Source organism: Enterobacter cloacae (assembly GCF_013375935.1).
Classification (GTDB): Bacteria; Pseudomonadota; Gammaproteobacteria; order Enterobacterales; family Enterobacteriaceae; genus Enterobacter; species Enterobacter pasteurii.
In genome coordinates this window covers 2435306-2452421 of record NZ_CP056117.1, presented here as the reverse complement: position 1 = coordinate 2452421, position 17116 = coordinate 2435306, and the positions used below count along the sequence as shown (strand labels likewise).

15 protein-coding genes are annotated in these 17116 nt (G+C 58.2%); 7 read left to right on the top strand and 8 right to left on the bottom strand.

The window, feature by feature from the left end; translation table 11 throughout:
- Positions 1–17 precede the first annotated feature (17 nt).
- The gene (aegA, locus tag HWQ14_RS11535; RefSeq protein ID WP_176609790.1) at positions 18–1994 is read right to left on the bottom strand and encodes a formate-dependent uric acid utilization protein AegA; all 1977 of its coding nucleotides are present in this window, start codon (positions 1992–1994) and stop codon (positions 18–20) included.
- 152 nt (positions 1995–2146) lie between these two features.
- Here aegA and narQ point away from each other — a divergent pair, with 152 nt between their 5' ends.
- On the top strand, positions 2147–3841 hold the full coding sequence (gene narQ / locus HWQ14_RS11530) for a nitrate/nitrite two-component system sensor histidine kinase NarQ (protein ID WP_176609789.1): 1695 nt from the start codon (positions 2147–2149) through the stop codon (positions 3839–3841).
- A gap of 141 nt (positions 3842–3982) precedes the next feature.
- Positions 3983–7096: a multidrug efflux RND transporter permease AcrD gene (acrD, locus tag HWQ14_RS11525; protein WP_176609788.1), complete on the top strand. Its 3114-nt coding sequence runs from the start codon at positions 3983–3985 to the stop codon at positions 7094–7096.
- Positions 7097–7204: 108 nt separating this feature from the next.
- Here acrD and ypfM read toward each other — a convergent pair whose 3' ends face one another.
- Positions 7205–7264, bottom strand: a complete 60-nt coding sequence (ypfM, locus tag HWQ14_RS11520; protein ID WP_102751470.1) for a protein YpfM — start codon at positions 7262–7264, stop codon at positions 7205–7207.
- Positions 7265–7653: 389 nt separating this feature from the next.
- Here ypfM and HWQ14_RS11515 point away from each other — a divergent pair, with 389 nt between their 5' ends.
- From HWQ14_RS11515 to HWQ14_RS11505, 3 genes are read left to right on the top strand one after another with little or no spacing between them, the layout of a single operon-like run.
- Positions 7654–8010: an ArsC family reductase gene (locus HWQ14_RS11515; RefSeq protein ID WP_176609787.1), complete on the top strand. Its 357-nt coding sequence runs from the start codon at positions 7654–7656 to the stop codon at positions 8008–8010.
- A gap of 3 nt (positions 8011–8013) precedes the next feature.
- Positions 8014–9141 carry a succinyl-diaminopimelate desuccinylase gene (gene dapE / locus HWQ14_RS11510; protein ID WP_148420714.1) on the top strand — a complete coding sequence of 376 codons (1128 nt, stop codon included), beginning with the start codon at positions 8014–8016 and terminating at the stop codon, positions 9139–9141.
- A 24-nt stretch (positions 9142–9165) separates the two neighbouring features.
- On the top strand, positions 9166–9363 hold the full coding sequence (locus tag HWQ14_RS11505) for a YpfN family protein (protein ID WP_000383991.1): 198 nt from the start codon (positions 9166–9168) through the stop codon (positions 9361–9363).
- Positions 9364–9460: 97 nt separating this feature from the next.
- On the opposite strand, the gene ypfH is transcribed toward HWQ14_RS11505, so the two are convergent.
- The 6 genes from ypfH to dapA all read right to left on the bottom strand — a co-directional run bounded on the left by ypfH (position 9461) and on the right by dapA (position 15918).
- Positions 9461–10156, bottom strand: coding sequence for an esterase (gene ypfH, locus HWQ14_RS11500; RefSeq protein WP_176609786.1), 696 nt, complete (start codon positions 10154–10156; stop codon positions 9461–9463).
- 73 nt (positions 10157–10229) lie between these two features.
- Entirely contained in the window at positions 10230–12176 is a 1947-nt protein-coding gene (locus tag HWQ14_RS11495; RefSeq protein WP_176609785.1) for a tRNA(Met) cytidine acetyltransferase TmcA, read from the bottom strand.
- Entirely contained in the window at positions 12176–13045 is an 870-nt protein-coding gene (gene ypfJ / locus HWQ14_RS11490; protein WP_176609784.1) for a KPN_02809 family neutral zinc metallopeptidase, read from the bottom strand. Before ypfJ ends, HWQ14_RS11495 begins: the two co-directional genes overlap by 1 nt.
- 120 nt (positions 13046–13165) lie before the next feature.
- A complete protein-coding gene (purC, locus tag HWQ14_RS11485; RefSeq protein ID WP_148420711.1) occupies positions 13166–13879 on the bottom strand; it encodes a phosphoribosylaminoimidazolesuccinocarboxamide synthase in 714 nt (237 codons plus the stop codon).
- A 109-nt stretch (positions 13880–13988) separates the two neighbouring features.
- The gene (gene bamC / locus HWQ14_RS11480; RefSeq protein ID WP_148420710.1) at positions 13989–15023 is read right to left on the bottom strand and encodes an outer membrane protein assembly factor BamC; all 1035 of its coding nucleotides are present in this window, start codon (positions 15021–15023) and stop codon (positions 13989–13991) included.
- A gap of 16 nt (positions 15024–15039) precedes the next feature.
- A complete protein-coding gene (dapA, locus tag HWQ14_RS11475; protein ID WP_148420709.1) occupies positions 15040–15918 on the bottom strand; it encodes a 4-hydroxy-tetrahydrodipicolinate synthase in 879 nt (292 codons plus the stop codon).
- Positions 15919–16063: 145 nt separating this feature from the next.
- On the opposite strand from dapA, the gene HWQ14_RS11470 reads away from it, so the two are divergent.
- Positions 16064–16633, top strand: a complete 570-nt coding sequence (locus HWQ14_RS11470; RefSeq protein WP_148420708.1) for a glycine cleavage system transcriptional repressor — start codon at positions 16064–16066, stop codon at positions 16631–16633.
- A complete protein-coding gene (gene bcp / locus HWQ14_RS11465) occupies positions 16633–17103 on the top strand; it encodes a thioredoxin-dependent thiol peroxidase (protein WP_148420707.1) in 471 nt (156 codons plus the stop codon). The genes HWQ14_RS11470 and bcp overlap by 1 nt, the downstream gene beginning before the upstream one ends.
- Positions 17104–17116: the final 13 nt, after the last annotated feature.

Below are 17116 nucleotides of genomic sequence, written 5' to 3'. Positions count from 1 at the left end.
TTTGTCGCCCGCGAGCGTTAATGCATCCTGCGCGGCTGCACGCCGAGCCACTCCACGATCCCCTGCGCGGCATGGCACCCTTCCGCCATGGCGGTGACCACCAGATCCGCACCGCGTACCGCATCCCCGCCGGCAAAAATCTGCGGATTCGAGGTCTGGTAGCGATAGCGGCTCTCCACGGAGGCCCTGATGCGGCCCCAGTCGTCGGTGTCGACCCCCTGCGCCTGCAGCCACGGCATGGCGTGCGGATTAAACCCAAACGCCATGATCGCCGCATCAGCAGGCATCACAAACTCGCTGCCCGCCACCGGGACAGGGCGCCGACGCCCCTGCGCATCCGGCTCGCCCAGCACGGTGCGCAGCATCCTGACGCCGTTGACCTTCCCGTCCTCATCCAGCGTTAGCTCAACCGGCTGGACGTTAAACTCAAACGCCGCGCCCTCTTCTTTCGCGTTTTTGACCTCTTTTTTTGAGCCCGGCATGTTGGCCTCGTCCCGCCGGTAGGCGCAGGTCACTTTTGCCGCACCGTGGCGCAGCGCGGTGCGCACGCAGTCCATCGCCGTATCGCCCCCGCCGAGCACCACCACGTTCAACCCCCGCGTGTCGATAAACGGCTCGTCCGCGGAGGGCTCAAGCCCCATGACGTTCCGCGTGTTTGCCACTAAAAACGGCAGCGCGTCATAGACCCCCGGCGCGTCCTCATTGGGAATACCCGCTTTCATGGAGCGATAGGTTCCAACGCCGATAAAAATGGCGTCGTAGTCGCTCCGCAGCCGGTCCATCGACACGTCTTTACCCACCTCGCAGTTCAGCTCGAAGCGGATGCCCATCGCGCTGAAGATCTCCCTGCGCCGCGCCAGCAGCGATTTATCCAGCTTGAAGGAAGGAATGCCAAAGGTCAGCAGCCCGCCGATTTCCGGATGACGATCGTAAACCGTCACGCTCACGCCGCTGCGCACCAGCGCGTCGGCGCAGGCCAGCCCTGCCGGACCGGCGCCGATGATGGCGACACGCTTATCGACCGGCACGACGTTGCTGAGGTCCGGCGTCCAGCCCATCGCCAGCGCCCGATCCGAGATATACCGTTCGATATTACCGATGGTTACGGCACCAGACGCGTCACGCAGGGTGCAGGCGCCTTCACATAATCGATCCTGCGGGCAGACGCGGCCGGTAATTTCCGGTAAACAGTTGGTCTGGTGAGAAAGCTCGGCCGCCCCGGCGATATCACCCGCCCCAATCCGTTCGATCCACTGCGGGATGTGGTTATGCAGCGGGCAGGTCCATTCGCAGATGCTGTGCTCGCCGCATTTCAGGCACCGGGACGCTTCGCGCTGCGCCTGTTCCGGCCGAAACGGCTGGTAGATCTCGTTAAAATGGCAGGCGCGCGCTTCGGGGCTGAGCTTATCCGGCTCACCGCGCGCCGGGGTGTGTTGCATCTGCTGCAGTTTGCTTTGCGGACGTACCGCCTGTACCGCCTCGCTGTGCCACGGCTGCGCTTCAAGCCCTGCGCTGCGCTGGCGGCGCTGCTTCGCCAGGTTATCCAGCACGGCGGGAGTGGCGAGCGTGAGCACGTTAGCGGGGCAGTTTTCAACGCAGGCCGGGCCCTGTGGCCTTCCCTGACAGAGGTCGCACTTGTGCGCCGAGGCCTTCACGCTGCCGTTATCCAGCGGGGTAACTATTATCTCCATGGTGCCGAAGGGGCAGGCCACCACGCAGGCCTTACAGCCAATGCATTTTTGTTGATTGACCTGTACGCTGTCGCCCTGTTTAGCGATGGCCCCGTTCGGGCAGCTTTGCGCGCAGGGTGCGTTTTCACAGTGGTGGCAGGTGACGGGGCTTTTTCGGGAGCCAGACGTCAGGACCGTAATGCGGGGATGAAAATGACGCTCGCTCAGCACGTGCTGTTCACCATTGTGCGCCATCACGCAGGCGACTTCGCAGGCGCGGCAACCGATGCACTGCTCACCGCTGGCGATAATAAAACGATTCATAACAACACCTGTTTTTGGTTCAATAACCTTATTCTTTCTATTGTTACCGTATTTACCCACAGCGGCATGGCGACGCAATGTTCAAATGCCCAGGAAGCCGAACTATTTCCAGTGAACCTGTGGCAGATCAATTTTATTCAGGAAGCTGATTTGTGACCGTTAAACGCCCCGTTTCGGGAAGCCTGGCCCGGGCTTTCTTTTTGATGATTGTGCTGTCCGTCCTCATCAGCGCCATTGCGCTGGTTACGCTCGCCAGCAGCCAGCGCGACGCCGAGGCGATTAACATCGCCGGATCGCTGCGCATGCAGAGCTATCGCCTGGGCTACGAACTGCAGCGCGCCAGCCCGTCGCTGGCAGAGCACCGCGCGGTCTGGCAGCAAACGCTGGGCGCCCCCGCGTTGCAGAAGTTAACCCGCTGGTATGTGCCGGAGGACGTCAAGCAGCGTTACGGGCAGCTTCACCTTGCCTGGCAGGAGATGGATAAACGCATCGCCAGCGGCGATGCCGGGTGGTATCAGACCCACATTGAGGACTTCGTTGGCCGCATCGACGCCTTCGTGCTGGCGCTACAGCACTACACCGAACATAAAATTCAGCTGGTGGTTTTAGTCTCGCTGACGGGCGGGCTGGCCATTTTGCTGCTGGCGGTAGTCACCCTGCGGCGGATCCGGCGTCAGGTCGTGCTGCCGCTGAACAACCTGGTGGCGGCGAGCGAGCGTATCGAGCAGGGGCAGTTCGACACGCCCGCGCCGGACACCGCGCTCCCCAACGAGCTGGGCCAGCTTTCCCGCGCCTTCAACCATATGTCGGCGGAGCTGCACACCCTGTATCGCTCCCTTGAAGCCTCCGTTGCCGAAAAAACCCGCCACCTGAATGAAGCGCACCAGCAGCTCGACATGCTGTTTAAATGCTCGCAGGCGCTGAATACCGGGCAGATAGACAGCCACTGCTTCCGGCATATGCTGCAGATTGTGCATGAATACACCCGAATGAATTACCTGCAGCTGCGCACCAGCGATGACTGGCAGCTGTGCGAAGGGCAGGAAACGCCCGGCGCGGAGATGCACAATTTACCGGTGTTAATGCAGGACACCCTCTACGGCGAACTGCGCTGGCAGAGCGCGACGGGGCATGTTCCCCTGCCGCTGATGGAAAGCGTGGCGACGATGCTCGGCCGCGGGCTCTATTTCAACCAGGCGCAAAAGCACTATCAACAGCTGCTGCTGATGGAGGAGCGCGCCACCATTGCCCGCGAGCTGCATGATTCGCTGGCGCAGGTGCTCTCTTATTTGCGCATTCAGCTTACGCTGCTGAAGCACGCCGTGCCGGGCGATAACGCCCCGGCGCAGAGCATTATTACGGACTTCTCCCGCGAGCTGAATAACGCCTGGCATCAGCTTCGCGAGCTGCTTACCACCTTCCGCCTGACGCTGAATCACGCCAATCTTCCCGCTGCCCTTCAGGAGTCTCTCGACGGACTGCAGGGCCAGACCAGCGCGAAGCTGGTGCTCGACTGCCGCCTCTCATCGCTGGCGCTGGACGCGCAAAAGCAGGTTCACCTTCTGCAGATCGTGCGCGAGGCGGTGCTGAATGCGATTAAACATGCCGGGGCGAGCGAGATCGTCGTCAGCTGCATTACCGCGGCGGATGGCACCCACACGGTCACGGTCTGCGATAACGGTATTGGTATCGGCGACGCAAGTGAACCGCCGGGCCACTACGGGCTGAACATCATGCGCGAACGCGCAGAGCGGCTCGGCGGGACGTTACGCTTCTCCCAGCCGCCGCAGGGCGGTACGCAGGTCAGCGTGACGTTCAGGACGCCGGCGGCACAGACTGAAAAATGATCATAACGCGGGCGCGCTGGGAAAAGCGCATGATAATTTACATTATCTCCTTTATTTCTCCACGTTTGACCTGTGCCTTGCCGCTAAAGTGATGCGGGCAATAGACAATAACGACGTGCTGCATAACGAGGTCATTTTTTCATGGCGAATTTTTTCATCGATCGCCCCATTTTTGCCTGGGTGCTTGCAATCCTGCTGTGTCTGACGGGTGTCCTGGCGATTACATCACTCCCGGTTGAGCAATACCCTGACCTCGCCCCGCCTAACGTGCGCATCACCGCTAACTACCCTGGCGCCTCGGCACAGACGCTGGAAAATACCGTTACGCAGGTTATCGAGCAGAACATGACCGGCCTCGATAACCTGATGTATATGTCCTCCCAGAGCAGCGCCACGGGCCAGGCAACGGTAACCCTGAGCTTTACGGCGGGCACGGATCCGGATGAGGCGGTGCAGCAGGTGCAAAACCAGCTGCAGTCGGCCCTGCGTAAGCTGCCCCAGGCGGTGCAGAATCAGGGGGTTACCGTTCGTAAAACCGGCGACACCAACATTCTGACCATCGCGTTTGTCTCAACCGACGGCTCGATGGATAAGCAGGACATCGCCGACTACGTTGCCAGCAATATTCAGGATCCGCTCAGCCGTATCAACGGCGTGGGCGATATTGACGCCTACGGCTCGCAGTACTCCATGCGCATCTGGCTGGATCCGAACAAGCTGAACAGCGTGCAGATGACCGCTAAAGACGTCACCGACGCGATTGAGTCGCAGAACGCGCAGATCGCCGTGGGTCAGCTGGGCGGTACGCCGTCCGTGGATAACCAGGCGCTCAATGCCACCATTAACTCTCAGTCGCTGCTCCAGACGCCAGAACAGTTCCGTAATATCACCCTGCGGGTAAATCAGGACGGATCGGAAGTGCGGCTGGGTGATGTCGCTACCGTGGAGATGGGTGCGGAAAAATATGATTACCTGAGCCGCTTTAACGGCAAGGCCGCGTCCGGGCTAGGGGTGAAGCTGGCCTCCGGCGCCAACGAAATGGCCACCGCGCAGCTGGTGTTAGACCGGCTGGATGAACTCTCGCACTATTTCCCGCACGGCCTGGAGTACAAAGTCGCCTACGAAACCACCTCGTTCGTTAAGGCCTCCATCGAGGATGTGGTAAAAACCCTGCTCGAAGCCATCGCGCTGGTATTCCTCGTGATGTACCTGTTCCTGCAAAACTTCCGCGCCACCCTTATTCCTACCATTGCCGTGCCGGTGGTGCTGCTGGGAACCTTTGCGGTGCTGTATGCCTTTGGCTACAGCATCAACACCCTGACCATGTTCGCCATGGTGCTGGCAATCGGCCTGCTGGTGGATGATGCCATCGTGGTGGTGGAAAACGTTGAGCGCATCATGAGCGAGGAAGGGCTTTCCCCGCGCGAGGCAACGCGCAAGTCGATGGGGCAAATACAGGGCGCGCTGGTGGGGATCGCCATGGTGCTCTCGGCGGTATTTATCCCGATGGCCTTTTTTGGCGGCACCACGGGCGCGATTTATCGTCAGTTCTCCATCACCATCGTTTCGGCGATGGTGCTCTCGGTGCTGGTGGCGATGATCCTCACCCCTGCCCTGTGCGCGACGCTGCTTAAGCCGCTGCACAAGGGCGAGCACCACGGGCAGAAAGGCTTTTTCGGCTGGTTTAACCGCATGTTCAACCGCAATGCGGCGCGTTATGAGGCGGGCGTGGGCAAGGTGCTGCACCGCAGCGTGCGCTGGATGGCTGTCTACGTTCTGCTGCTCGGCGGCATGGTCTTTTTATTCCTGCGCCTGCCGACATCCTTCCTGCCGCTGGAAGATCGCGGCATGTTTATCACCTCCGTACAGCTGCCGAGCGGCTCGACCCAGCAGCAGACCCTGAAAGTGGTGCAGCAGGTCGAGAACTACTTCCATACGCAGGAGAAGGATAACGTCGTTTCGGTCTTCGCCACCGTCGGCTCTGGCCCGGGCGGTAACGGGCAGAACGTGGCGCGCATGTTTGTGCGCCTGAAGGACTGGGACCAGCGCGACAGCGATACCGGCTCCTCATTTGCCATCATTGAGCGCGCGACCAAAGCGTTCAGCAAAATTAAAGAAGCGCGCGTGTTCGCCAGCAGCCCGCCGGCCATCAGCGGGCTGGGCAGTTCAGCCGGGTTCGATATGGAGCTTCAGGATCACGCGGGTGCCGGGCACGACGCGTTAATGGCTGCACGCGACAAGCTGCTGGAGCTGGCCGGGAAAGATCCGCAGCTCACCCGCGTTCGTCATAACGGCCTTGATGACAGCCCTCAGCTGCAGGTGGATATTGACCAGCGTAAAGCGCAGGCGCTGGGCGTCTCCATCGACGACATCAACGACACCCTGCAAACGGCATGGGGCTCAAGCTACGTGAATGATTTTATGGATCGTGGCCGCGTGAAGAAGGTCTACGTCCAGTCTGCCGCCAAATACCGCATGCTGCCGGACGATATCAACCGCTGGTACGTGCGAAATAAAACCGGCGGCATGGTGCCGTTCTCGGCCTTCGCGACCTCACGCTGGGAGACCGGCTCGCCGCGCCTGGAGCGCTATAATGGCTATTCGGCGCTGGAGATTGTCGGCGAGGCCGCACCGGGCGTTAGTACCGGTACCGCAATGGATATTATGGAGAAACTGGTTCAGCAGCTGCCCACGGGCTTTGGCCTGGAGTGGACGGCGATGTCCTACCAGGAACGGCTCTCAGGCGCTCAGGCGCCAGCCCTGTATGCGCTTTCCCTGCTGGTGGTGTTCCTCTGTCTGGCGGCGCTGTATGAGAGCTGGTCAGTGCCGTTCTCGGTGATGCTGGTGGTGCCGCTCGGGGTTATCGGCGCGCTGCTGGCAACCTGGATGCGCGGCCTGGAAAATGACGTCTATTTCCAGGTCGGGCTGCTCACCGTTATCGGATTGTCGGCAAAAAACGCCATTCTGATCGTCGAATTTGCCAACGAGATGAATGCCAAAGGACAAGAGCTGACGGCCGCCACGCTGTACGCCTGTCGCCAGCGCCTGCGCCCGATCCTGATGACCTCTCTGGCGTTTGTGTTTGGCGTCCTGCCGATGGCAACCAGCTCGGGCGCGGGTTCCAGCAGCCAGCATGCGGTGGGAACGGGCGTGATGGGAGGAATGATTTCAGCGACGGTGCTGGCCATCTACTTCGTACCGCTGTTCTTTGTGCTGGTACGTCGCCGTTTTCCGCTGAAGGAGAAGCCGGAATAACCGGCTGAAATAAAAAAGGCGGCTTTGAGGGCCGCCTTTTTATTGTGTGATTCTTTCACACTATGGTTATTTTAGTTAAATAAGTGCTCTTGCATTACTTACCGGAAATTATTTACGAAGCATGCCTTCGATAAAGTCTTTCCAGTTCCCCATTTCACGTTCAATCATAACAACCTCTCTTATTATTATGCGCACTCTACGAAAACGTATCATCATTGTGAAGCCACTTTATCCGATTGCTGTGATTGAGCCCCGCTATGCTGTTGGGTTTAGCCTCACTATGAGCGCTGCCGGGTAAATTTTATGTGACCTACAGCAATATTTTGAAATAGTCAGACGAGAGGAAGCCTTTTATTTTTCACGTTGAGTTTACTGGCAATTTAAACACGGTGGACAACTATGCTTAAAAGATGAAAGACTATTCAGCTTACAGCTGTTCGTTGAATTAAGGAGAATTGTAAATCAGGAAAAAATCCGAATGTGTTATATTCCCCTTGAGGATATATCTTCGAAAATATTGAACATTTACCCCCCCCAAAACAACAAAAGGATTCACCATGGTTGTGATGTACGGCATTAAGAATTGTGACACGATTAAAAAAGCCCGCCGCTGGCTGGAAGCCCATAACATTGATTATCGCTTCCATGATTACCGTGCCGACGGGCTCGACCCGGCGTTTCTGCATTCCGCCATTCAGGAGCTGGGGTGGGAAGCGCTGCTGAACACCCGTGGCACCACCTGGCGAAAGCTGGATGAATCCCTGCGGGCCACGATCGGCGACGCCGACAGCGCTGCGCGACTGATGCTTGAAATGCCAGCAATTATCAAACGCCCATTGCTCTGCAAGCCAGGTCAGCCTATGCTGCTGGGTTTCAGTGAAACCCTTTATTCAGATTTTTTCGTTGAGGTGTAGTCTATGTCATGCCCGGTCATTGAGCTGACTCAGCAGCTTATTCGCCGCCCTTCCCTGAGCCCGGACGACGCGGGTTGTCAGGCATTAATGATTGAGCGCCTGCGTGCCATCGGGTTTACCGTTGAGCATATGGATTTTGGCGATACGCAAAACTTCTGGGCATGGCGCGGTCAGGGGGAGACGCTGGCGTTTGCCGGACATACCGACGTGGTTCCCGCAGGTGACGCGGACCGCTGGATAAACCCGCCGTTTGAGCCAACCATCCGCGATGGCATGCTGTTTGGACGCGGCGCGGCTGACATGAAAGGTTCACTGGCCGCGATGGTCGTAGCGGCAGAGCGCTTTGTGGCCCAGCATCCTAATCATAAAAACCGTCTTGCGTTTTTGATCACCTCTGATGAAGAAGCCAGCGCCCACAACGGCACCGTGAAGGTCGTTGAGGCGCTGATGGCCCGCAACGAGCGTCTGGATTACTGCCTGGTAGGTGAACCGTCCAGCACCGAAGTGGTGGGCGACGTAGTGAAAAATGGCCGTCGTGGTTCGCTAACCTGCAACCTGACCGTCCATGGCGTGCAGGGCCACGTTGCCTATCCGCACCTGGCGGATAACCCGGTTCATCGCGCGGCGCCGATGCTGAACGAGCTGGTAGGCATTGAGTGGGACAAAGGCAACGAGTTCTTCCCGCCAACCAGCATGCAGATTGCCAACGTCAAGGCCGGCACCGGCAGCAACAACGTCATTCCCGGCGATCTCTTCGTCCAGTTTAACTTCCGCTTCAGCACCGAACTGACCGACGAGATGATTAAAGCGCGCGTGGTTGCGCTGCTGGAGAAATATCAGCTGCGCTATACCATCGACTGGTGGCTTTCCGGGCAGCCATTCCTGACGCAGCGCGGTAAGCTGGTGGATGCGGTGGTGAACGCCATTGCGCACTATAATGAAATTAAGCCACAGCTGCTGACAACGGGCGGCACGTCTGACGGACGCTTTATCGCCCGGATGGGTGCACAGGTTGTCGAACTGGGTCCGGTTAACGCAACGATTCACAAAATCAACGAGTGCGTGAACGCAGCGGATTTACAACTGCTGGCCCGCATGTATCAACGTATTATGGAGCAGCTCGTCGCCTGACGGGTGCTTTTAGAGGATTAGCGAATGGACTGGCTTTCAAAGTACTGGTGGATTCTGGTGTTGGTGTTTCTGGTAGGCGTGCTGCTTAACGTGATTAAAGATCTCAAGCGCGTTGACCATAAAAAGTTTCTTGCCAACAAGCCGGATCTGCCGCCGCATCGTGATTTTAACGACAAGTGGGACGATGAGGACGACTGGCCGAAGAAGGACCAGAAGAAGTAATTGTGCTCACCCCTCACCCCCGGCCCCTCTCCCCAGAGGGGCGAGGGGTGTTCTGTTCCCTCTCCCCTTTGGGGAGAGGGTTAGGGTGAGGGGCAACTCACATAAACTCTACAATATCATCGTCATTTGGCTTACCGCCGCTGAGCGCTTCATCAAAGTAGTGCTTCGGTACGGTATAGCGTAAACGATCGAGCGCAAACTGCATGCTGCGATCGTCAATGGCGTGCCCCAGATCGTCCACGATATCCAGCGTCACATCCCCGCCTTCGCGGATCAGCGTATCCTGCGCGGCAACCGCATGAGAGAGCTCAATCACCCGGTCTTCACCACCGTGGATCAGATGGATCGTGGTCTGCGTCGTCGCGCTTTGCGGTAGCGTCGCAAAACGACCGTTAAAGGCAATCACGCGGGACGCCAGCCCGGGCTGCGCTTTAACGCTCTCAAGTGACATGATTGACCCCTGCGAGAAGCCAATCAGCGCCGTCGCGTCGGCCCCTACGCCACTCTGCTGCTGCCAGTAGCGCACGGTGTCGATAAACGCAGGCATGACGGCATCGATGCGCGCCTGACGATTCTCCTCCGTCACGCCCTCAACGGAAAACCACTGCCGCCCGTCAGGGCCGCATGGCTCCACGCCCGCGATGCTGACGATCAGCGCCTGTGGGAAAACGGGGGCAAACCAGCTGCCAATCTGTCCCATATTTACGGCATTATCGCCAACGCCATGAAACAGGAGCAGTAACTGTTTAGCCGGCTTATCCGGGCTTTGTACAACAAAATGATCGTGTGTCATGGCGGTCTCCTTAATTGATGAGCAGGATTTTACGCCTCTGCGGGGTAATGACCATGCCGCTTTACTGAAGAAGTCATTGAAAAAATTGCCATTGCAATATGTCGGCTTTCAGCTGCTGGCAGCGGGAAGAGTCTAGTTCTTCAAGCGCGCGTGCAGTTTCTTCGCGCAGCTTCGCCAGCAGCGCCTTGCGCCCGACGTCGTGCGTGCTCCCCTCCATTTTTCCACGCAGCGCCGGGAGCGGCGCATCCACGGCTGACAATAATCGCGTCAGTGCGGCAACCGAGGTGGCAAACGCCCGGTGAGCAAAGGCAAACCCCGCCAGCTCCAGCCAGTCGTCACCGTTAAGGGTAGCTTCCCAGGCGTCAGCCACCGGGATCTTTTCACCATTCCAGGCCGACAGGACGCGCATATCGCGGCATAAACGCCGGTGTTCCCGTTCGCAAAGCCGCTCCCCGGCCTCGCTTAGCGGCAGCAGCGCCATCGCCGTGTAGCAGCCGCTGCTGGCCTCCCGATGGCTGCCCATCCGCACCAGCACGAAACCGCACTGCTGCCAGAAGCGCCACAGCTCGTCGGTATATCCAAAGCTAACCGAGAGATAGTCTTCACCGCTGGCGCTGCGAATGAGCCGCTGGCCGATGCCTTCCCGCTGGCGATGGGGATGAACCGCAATGCGGCTGACGCGTCGGCCCTTCAGCGTCGCCGCGAGAGGCGATCCGCCGTGCGCCGCCAGCGACTGCGCCACAAGGTTTCCGCGCGGACGGCGAAAGCCCGCCCACACCGCCCGGCTAAGTTCGGGACGTAGCCCCCCTTCCTCCACCAGCCAGAGCGCGCCCGCGATGTCCGCGCCGGCCTGGGCAACCGCAAAGTGCTGGCCGGGCGCGTCCATCATGCGGCGTAAATCAAGCGGAGAGGTCCGGTAGTGCGCGGCGCACAGCAGTTCATACACGCCCGCCGCGCGGGTCGGATCGCTCTCCCACACCCCGGGCGCCAGCGACGTTAAACGCACCTCACCTTCCGGCCTGCGGTCGATAAGCGCATCGTCAAACAGCAGCGTATTCGCCACGATTCGCTCAAGGGGACAACCGGCCGCCCAGCGCACCGGGGTTGATAGGGTATACCGCCGCAGCCCGCTGAACCGGGCGCAGAATTTAAGCAGGAATCCCCTGCCTGTGCCTTCATAACCCTGAACCGTAGTGGTCAACAGCACGCGTGGAAAACGCGACGCCAGCTTGTCCAGCAGCGGGCCGGGAATAGCGGCCGCCTCATCGACAATCAGCCAGTCGGCCTGCGTCGCGGAGGCCAGCAGCGCATCCGGGGCCATAAAGTGAAAATGCTCGCCTGCGAAACGGGCGATGACGTCCGTAGCCCCTTTTGCCGGTGCGGTCACTACCGCATTGCCGCGAATGCCGTTGAGCAGCATGCCTGCCAACGCTGACTTTCCGCGCCCGCGCGGGGCCGTAACGGCAGCCACGCCCGCAGGCATGGCCAGAAGCGCGTCGAGGATCGCAGCCTGCTCGCGCTGCGGCTCACCGCAGGCGGGCTGCCAGGCGGGTAAATCCGGCGCAGCGGGAAGAGACAGGGGACAATGCTGTTGCCAGACGATGGCATCCGAATCGGCGGCCAGCGTCCGGCAAAAATGGTGAACGAAGCGCGGGGTGGGAATCGGCTCGGCGCTGTCGCTCCAGCGAACGGAATCGCTGTCGGGCCGGTCGGCCCAGTCGGAGAGCGGCGGCACCAGCAGCACCAGAAGGCTGCCGGCGCGCAGGGTTCCGCTGAGGGCGGCAAAGGCCGAGACGTCAAAGCCGGCGCGCGCATCAAAAACAGCATGCCGGTACTCGCGCCCCAGCAGCCCGCTGATGGCTTTAGAGGGCGCTTCCGAAAGCCACGGCCAGTCTCCCGGCAACGTTTCGCGAAGGCGACTGGCCTGGCTCAGCGTCCACTGTTCATCGCCACTGAGCACCACCAGCCGGCGGTGCCCGGTACGCTCAAGCTGATGGCTCAGCCGTTCAAACCCCGGCATCACATAGCTTTGCCGAAGGTATTACACTGCGACGGGTTACCGCTGTCAAAGCCACGCTTAAACCAGCTGTAGCGCTGCTCGGAGGTGCCGTGGGTGAAGCTGTCCGGCACAACGCGCCCCTGGCTCTGCTGCTGTAAACGATCGTCACCAATTGCCTGTGCGGCATTCAGGGCCTCTTCGAGATCGCCCGTCTCCAGCACGCCCTGCTGCTGCATGTTGTGTCCCCAGACGCCAGCGAAGCAGTCGGCCTGAAGCTCCATGCGCACGGAGAGATGATTCACCTCCGCCTGCGAAGCATTTTGCTGCATCTGACGCACCTTAGGCTCAATGCCGAGCAGCTTCTGCACGTGGTGCCCCACTTCATGCGCGATCACGTAGCCCTGGGCAAAATCACCATCGGCGCCCAGCTTGCTTTTCATGTCGTCATAGAAGGAGAGATCGATATAGACGGTGCTGTCCGCCGGGCAGTAGAACGGCCCCATAACGGACTGCCCGGTGCCGCAGCCGGTGCGGGTTGCGCCACGGTACATCACCAGTTTTGGAGGCTGATAGGTGCGGCCCATTTTCTCGAACTGCTGACCCCAGGTATCTTCGGTGGTCGCGAGGATCACGGAGGTAAATTTCGCGGCCTCATCTTCATTCGGGCTGATGGAGCGCTGAGAATACTGCTGCTGTTGCATCGGTTCACCGGTCATTAAGCCGGTCAGGTCGACGCCGTAGTAGCCCGCCACGAGCACCACCACCAGCAGAATAATACCGCCCTTGCCGCCGGGTAGACGGAACCCTGGCCCGCCCATGGACGGACCACCGCCACCACTGCTGCGTCTGTCTTCTACATTGTCACTTTCACGACGCCCTTGCCAGCGCATAACCACCTCGAACTATTCCATTAATAATAGCTATGATCGTAGGCGGTTAATGAAAGGATTACCATAGTAAACAAGGATAAGACGCCAAAGGATGCAAACATCCTTTGGCAAATGAGGAGATTAGTCGAGCTTAACGCCTAAACGATGAGCAACCGCTTCGTACGCTTCTACCACGCCGCCCAGGCTCTGACGGAAACGGTCTTTGTCCATCTTATCCAGCGTCTCTTTGTCCCACAGGCGGCTGCCGTCCGGTGAGAACTCGTCACCGAGCACCACTTCACCTTTGTACAGACCGAACTCCAGCTTGAAGTCGACCAGGATCAGGCCCGCGTCATCAAACAGCTTTTTCAGCACGTCGTTCGCCTTGTAGGTCAGCTCCTGCATACGCGCCAGGTTCTCTTTGCTCACCCAGCCGAAGGTTTCGCAGTAGGATTCGTTAACCATCGGGTCGTGCATGGCATCGTTTTTCAGGAACAGGTCGAACAGCGGCGGATTCAGTTCGATCCCCTCTTCAATGCCCAGACGCTTCACCAGGGAGCCTGCGGCACGGTTACGGACAACGCACTCAACCGGCACCATATCCAGTTTTTTTACCAGACATTCCGTATCGGACAGCAACGCTTCCATCTGAGTCGGGATACCGGCTTCGGCCAGTTTGGTCATAATGAAGTGGTTGAACTTGTTGTTCACCATGCCTTTACGATCGAACTGCTCAATGCGCGCGCCGTCTCCTGCTGACGTATCATTGCGGAACTCGAGCACCAACAGATCCGGGTTTTCCGTGCTGTATACGGTTTTCGCTTTGCCACGATACAACTCAGCTTGCTTCTGCATCTTCATTACTCCTGGTGTGATGATTTGTATTCAAAACTGGGCATATTATGCCACGCACACGTTTGCGTGGCACGAAAATAAAAAGGGCTGGATTCACCAGCCCTCGCTTTTATTTGCTGAATGCGGCCTGGAAGGCAGCGACCAGCGCGTCGTTCTGCGCCTGGGTCAGCGTGTGTCCTTTCGGATCGATAAACTGCAGGCTGCTGCGGTTATCGAGGTCGCCGACCTGGATTTTATAATCGCCGGAAGGCAGCTGCGGATCGCGCGCGCCCAATTCCTGCCAGGCGCTCTCAGACAGCGGCTTATAGGTCGCTGTGATGCTGCCCGTTGAACGGGTGCTGTCGGTCACCTTCATGCCCACTTTTTCCAGCGTGGCTGGCAGACGCTGCCAGGTCTGGTTAAACGGTGCGCGTACCACCAGCATTGGCAGACCGGTATCATCCGCACCGCTCTGCACGTCAAACGTTGAGCCGTTACGGTTCTGCGCGGCGTTAGCGGCGTCGGTGGCGTTTTTATCGAGACCTGCCGCAATCACGTTCAGCATTTCGGTGCTGTAGCGCTGCATGGCGGCCGGATCGGCAACCGGTTTACCCGCCTGCTCAAGATTCAACAGCTTAACGGTAACCGCCTGCTGATAACCCTGCGGCTTAACGGAGACTTGATAACGACCGCGATACTGCTGATCTTCATCGAGACGGTTCCACTCAATCCAGTCGGTGGTTAACGTCTGGCTGGCGTCGTCGCGTTTATCAATCGCGTAATTTTTCGACTGGATCACGCTCACCACCTGCGGCCACAGCGTGGTGCCGCGTGCGCTTTCCACCAGCAGAGAGGCGGTGTCACCCGTAAACTGGGTGCGCGCGCCGCTCACCAGCGCCAGAGGCTGAGCTGGCGGACGAATATCAAGCGCTTTCCCTACCAGACCGCTGCCGTTAGTGACCGGAATATTATAATCACCGTTCTGAATCGGCAGGATCATACCGGCAGGCGCGTGAAGTTCAGCAAGCGGCGGCGAATCCAGATAGGATTCATCACCGCTCACCTGGCGCTTGTAGCGCGAGTCTGAACTACAGGCAGCGAGGAGCATAACAAGCGAAACACCCGCAACCTTCGCCAGGCGCGACTTCTGTACTGAATAAGCCATCAAATCTCCCTAAACTTTACAGCAAACCGGCATGCTTCAGCGCGCCAGCGACGATTTCACGACCATGGTCGGTAATCGGTGTCATTGGCAGACGCAGCGTGTCGGTTGCTACAAGCCCCAACTCCTTACATGCCCATTTCACTGGGATCGGATTGGGTTCGACAAATAATTTATTGTGCAACGGCATCAGACGCTGATTAATCACGCGAGCTTCATCAAAGTGACCGGCTGCGGCCAGCTTGCACATGTCAGCCATATCGCGCGCCGCAACGTTCGCCGTCACGGAAATCACGCCGTTACCACCGAGCTGCATAAAGTCCAGCGCGGTCGCATCATCACCGCTCAACAGGATAAAGTCGTCTGAAACCAGCTCTTTGATCTGATGAACGCGGCTTAAGTTCCCTGTCGCCTCTTTAATCCCGATAATATTTTTTACTTTCGAGAGACGGCCAACGGTTTCCGGCAGCATATCGCAACCGGTACGGGACGGCACATTATACAGAATTTGTGGCAGGTCAGTATGTTCTGCGATGGCTTTGAAATGCTGGAACAACCCTTCCTGCGTAGGACGGTTGTAGTAAGGCGTGACCGTCAGACAGCCAACAATGCCGCTGTCGTTAAAACGTTGAGTCAGGCTAATCGCCTCAGCCGTTGCGTTTGCGCCGGTACCCGCGATGACCGGAATACGTCCGTCAGCCAGCTCCAGGGTAAGCATCACAACGTCGCCATGCTCGTCGTGACTCAGCGTTGCGGATTCACCGGTAGTCCCTACCGAAACGATCGCCGAGGTTCCATTGGCGACATGATAATCAATCAGCTTCTTCATGCTTGACCGGCAGACATTACCTTTTTCATCCATCGGTGTAACAAGCGCGACAATACTTCCCGTGAACATGGGCCATCCTCTGTGCGAACAAGAGTCTCAATGTTACGTTTGGAACTGTAATAAAAGCAAGCGACCTGAGGCGCTCGGGCGGTTGTATGCATGTTTTTTTTATGCTTTCCTTAGGAAGACTTAACCACGCAAAGGAAGAACAGGTTTGACAACCTCATCACAACATTACCTGGTTATCACTGCGCTGGGTGCTGACAGGCCGGGTATCGTGAACACCATCACTCGTCACGTGAGCAGCTGCGGCTGCAATATCGAAGACAGCCGTCTGGCTATGCTTGGCGAAGAGTTCACGTTCATTATGCTGCTTTCCGGGACATGGAATGCCATTACCCTTATCGAATCTACCCTGCCGCTGAAAGGCGCAGAGCTGGATTTACTGATTGTGATGAAGCGCACCACCGCGCGCCCGCGTCCGGCTCTGCCTGCTACGGTCTGGGTGCAGGTTGAAGTGCCTGATTCACCCCATCTGATTGAACGTTTTACGGCGCTGTTTGACAGCCATCAGATGAACATTGCCGAACTGGTTTCCCGCACGCAGCCGGGTGATGAAAACGCAATCCCGACGCTGTTTATTCAAATTACCGCGCACAGCCCTGCCTCGCAGGATGCGTCAAATATCGAGCAGGCGTTCAAAGCCCTCTGTACAGAATTACACGCGCAGGGCAGTATAAGCGTCGTCAATTATTCGCAGCATGAACAGGATGGAGTTGAGTAATGAACCCACTGAAAGCCGGTGATCTCGCACCGAAATTTAGCTTGCCGGATCAAGACGGTGAGCAAGTAAATTTGACCGACTTCCAGGGACAGCGTGTTCTGGTCTATTTTTACCCGAAAGCCATGACCCCGGGCTGTACCGTACAGGCCTGCGGATTACGCGACAACATGGATGAGTTGAAAAAAGCCGGTGTAGAAGTGCTGGGCATCAGCACCGATAAGCCAGAGAAGCTGTCACGCTTTGCGGAAAAAGAGCTGCTGAACTTCACGCTGCTTTCCGATGAAGACCACCAGGTCTGCGAGCAGTTTGGCGTCTGGGGCGAGAAGTCCTTTATGGGCAAAACCTACGACGGTATTCACCGCATCAGCTTCCTGATTGACGCTGACGGTAAAGTTGAACACGTGTTTGATGATTTCAAAACCAGCAATCACCACGACGTGGTGTTGAACTGGATCAAACAAAGCGCCTGATAAACAGCAAAAC

What these genes read in the sequence shown, in the direction of transcription:
- acrD (WP_176609788.1), top strand. Translation starts at nt 3,983, where the DNA reads ATGGCGAATTTTTTCATCGATCGCCCCATTTTTGCCTGGGTGCTTGCA.
- ypfJ (WP_176609784.1), bottom strand. Translation starts at nt 13,045, where the DNA reads ATGCGCTGGCAAGGGCGTCGTGAAAGTGACAATGTAGAAGACAGACGC.
- HWQ14_RS11505 (WP_000383991.1), top strand. Translation starts at nt 9,166, where the DNA reads ATGGACTGGCTTTCAAAGTACTGGTGGATTCTGGTGTTGGTGTTTCTG.
- purC (WP_148420711.1), bottom strand. Translation starts at nt 13,879, where the DNA reads ATGCAGAAGCAAGCTGAGTTGTATCGTGGCAAAGCGAAAACCGTATAC.
- HWQ14_RS11495 (WP_176609785.1), bottom strand. Translation starts at nt 12,176, where the DNA reads ATGCCGGGGTTTGAACGGCTGAGCCATCAGCTTGAGCGTACCGGGCAC.
- dapA (WP_148420709.1), bottom strand. Translation starts at nt 15,918, where the DNA reads ATGTTCACGGGAAGTATTGTCGCGCTTGTTACACCGATGGATGAAAAA.
- dapE (WP_148420714.1), top strand. Translation starts at nt 8,014, where the DNA reads ATGTCATGCCCGGTCATTGAGCTGACTCAGCAGCTTATTCGCCGCCCT.
- HWQ14_RS11515 (WP_176609787.1), top strand. Translation starts at nt 7,654, where the DNA reads ATGGTTGTGATGTACGGCATTAAGAATTGTGACACGATTAAAAAAGCC.
- bamC (WP_148420710.1), bottom strand. Translation starts at nt 15,023, where the DNA reads ATGGCTTATTCAGTACAGAAGTCGCGCCTGGCGAAGGTTGCGGGTGTT.
- bcp (WP_148420707.1), top strand. Translation starts at nt 16,633, where the DNA reads ATGAACCCACTGAAAGCCGGTGATCTCGCACCGAAATTTAGCTTGCCG.
- aegA (WP_176609790.1), bottom strand. Translation starts at nt 1,994, where the DNA reads ATGAATCGTTTTATTATCGCCAGCGGTGAGCAGTGCATCGGTTGCCGC.
- ypfH (WP_176609786.1), bottom strand. Translation starts at nt 10,156, where the DNA reads ATGACACACGATCATTTTGTTGTACAAAGCCCGGATAAGCCGGCTAAA.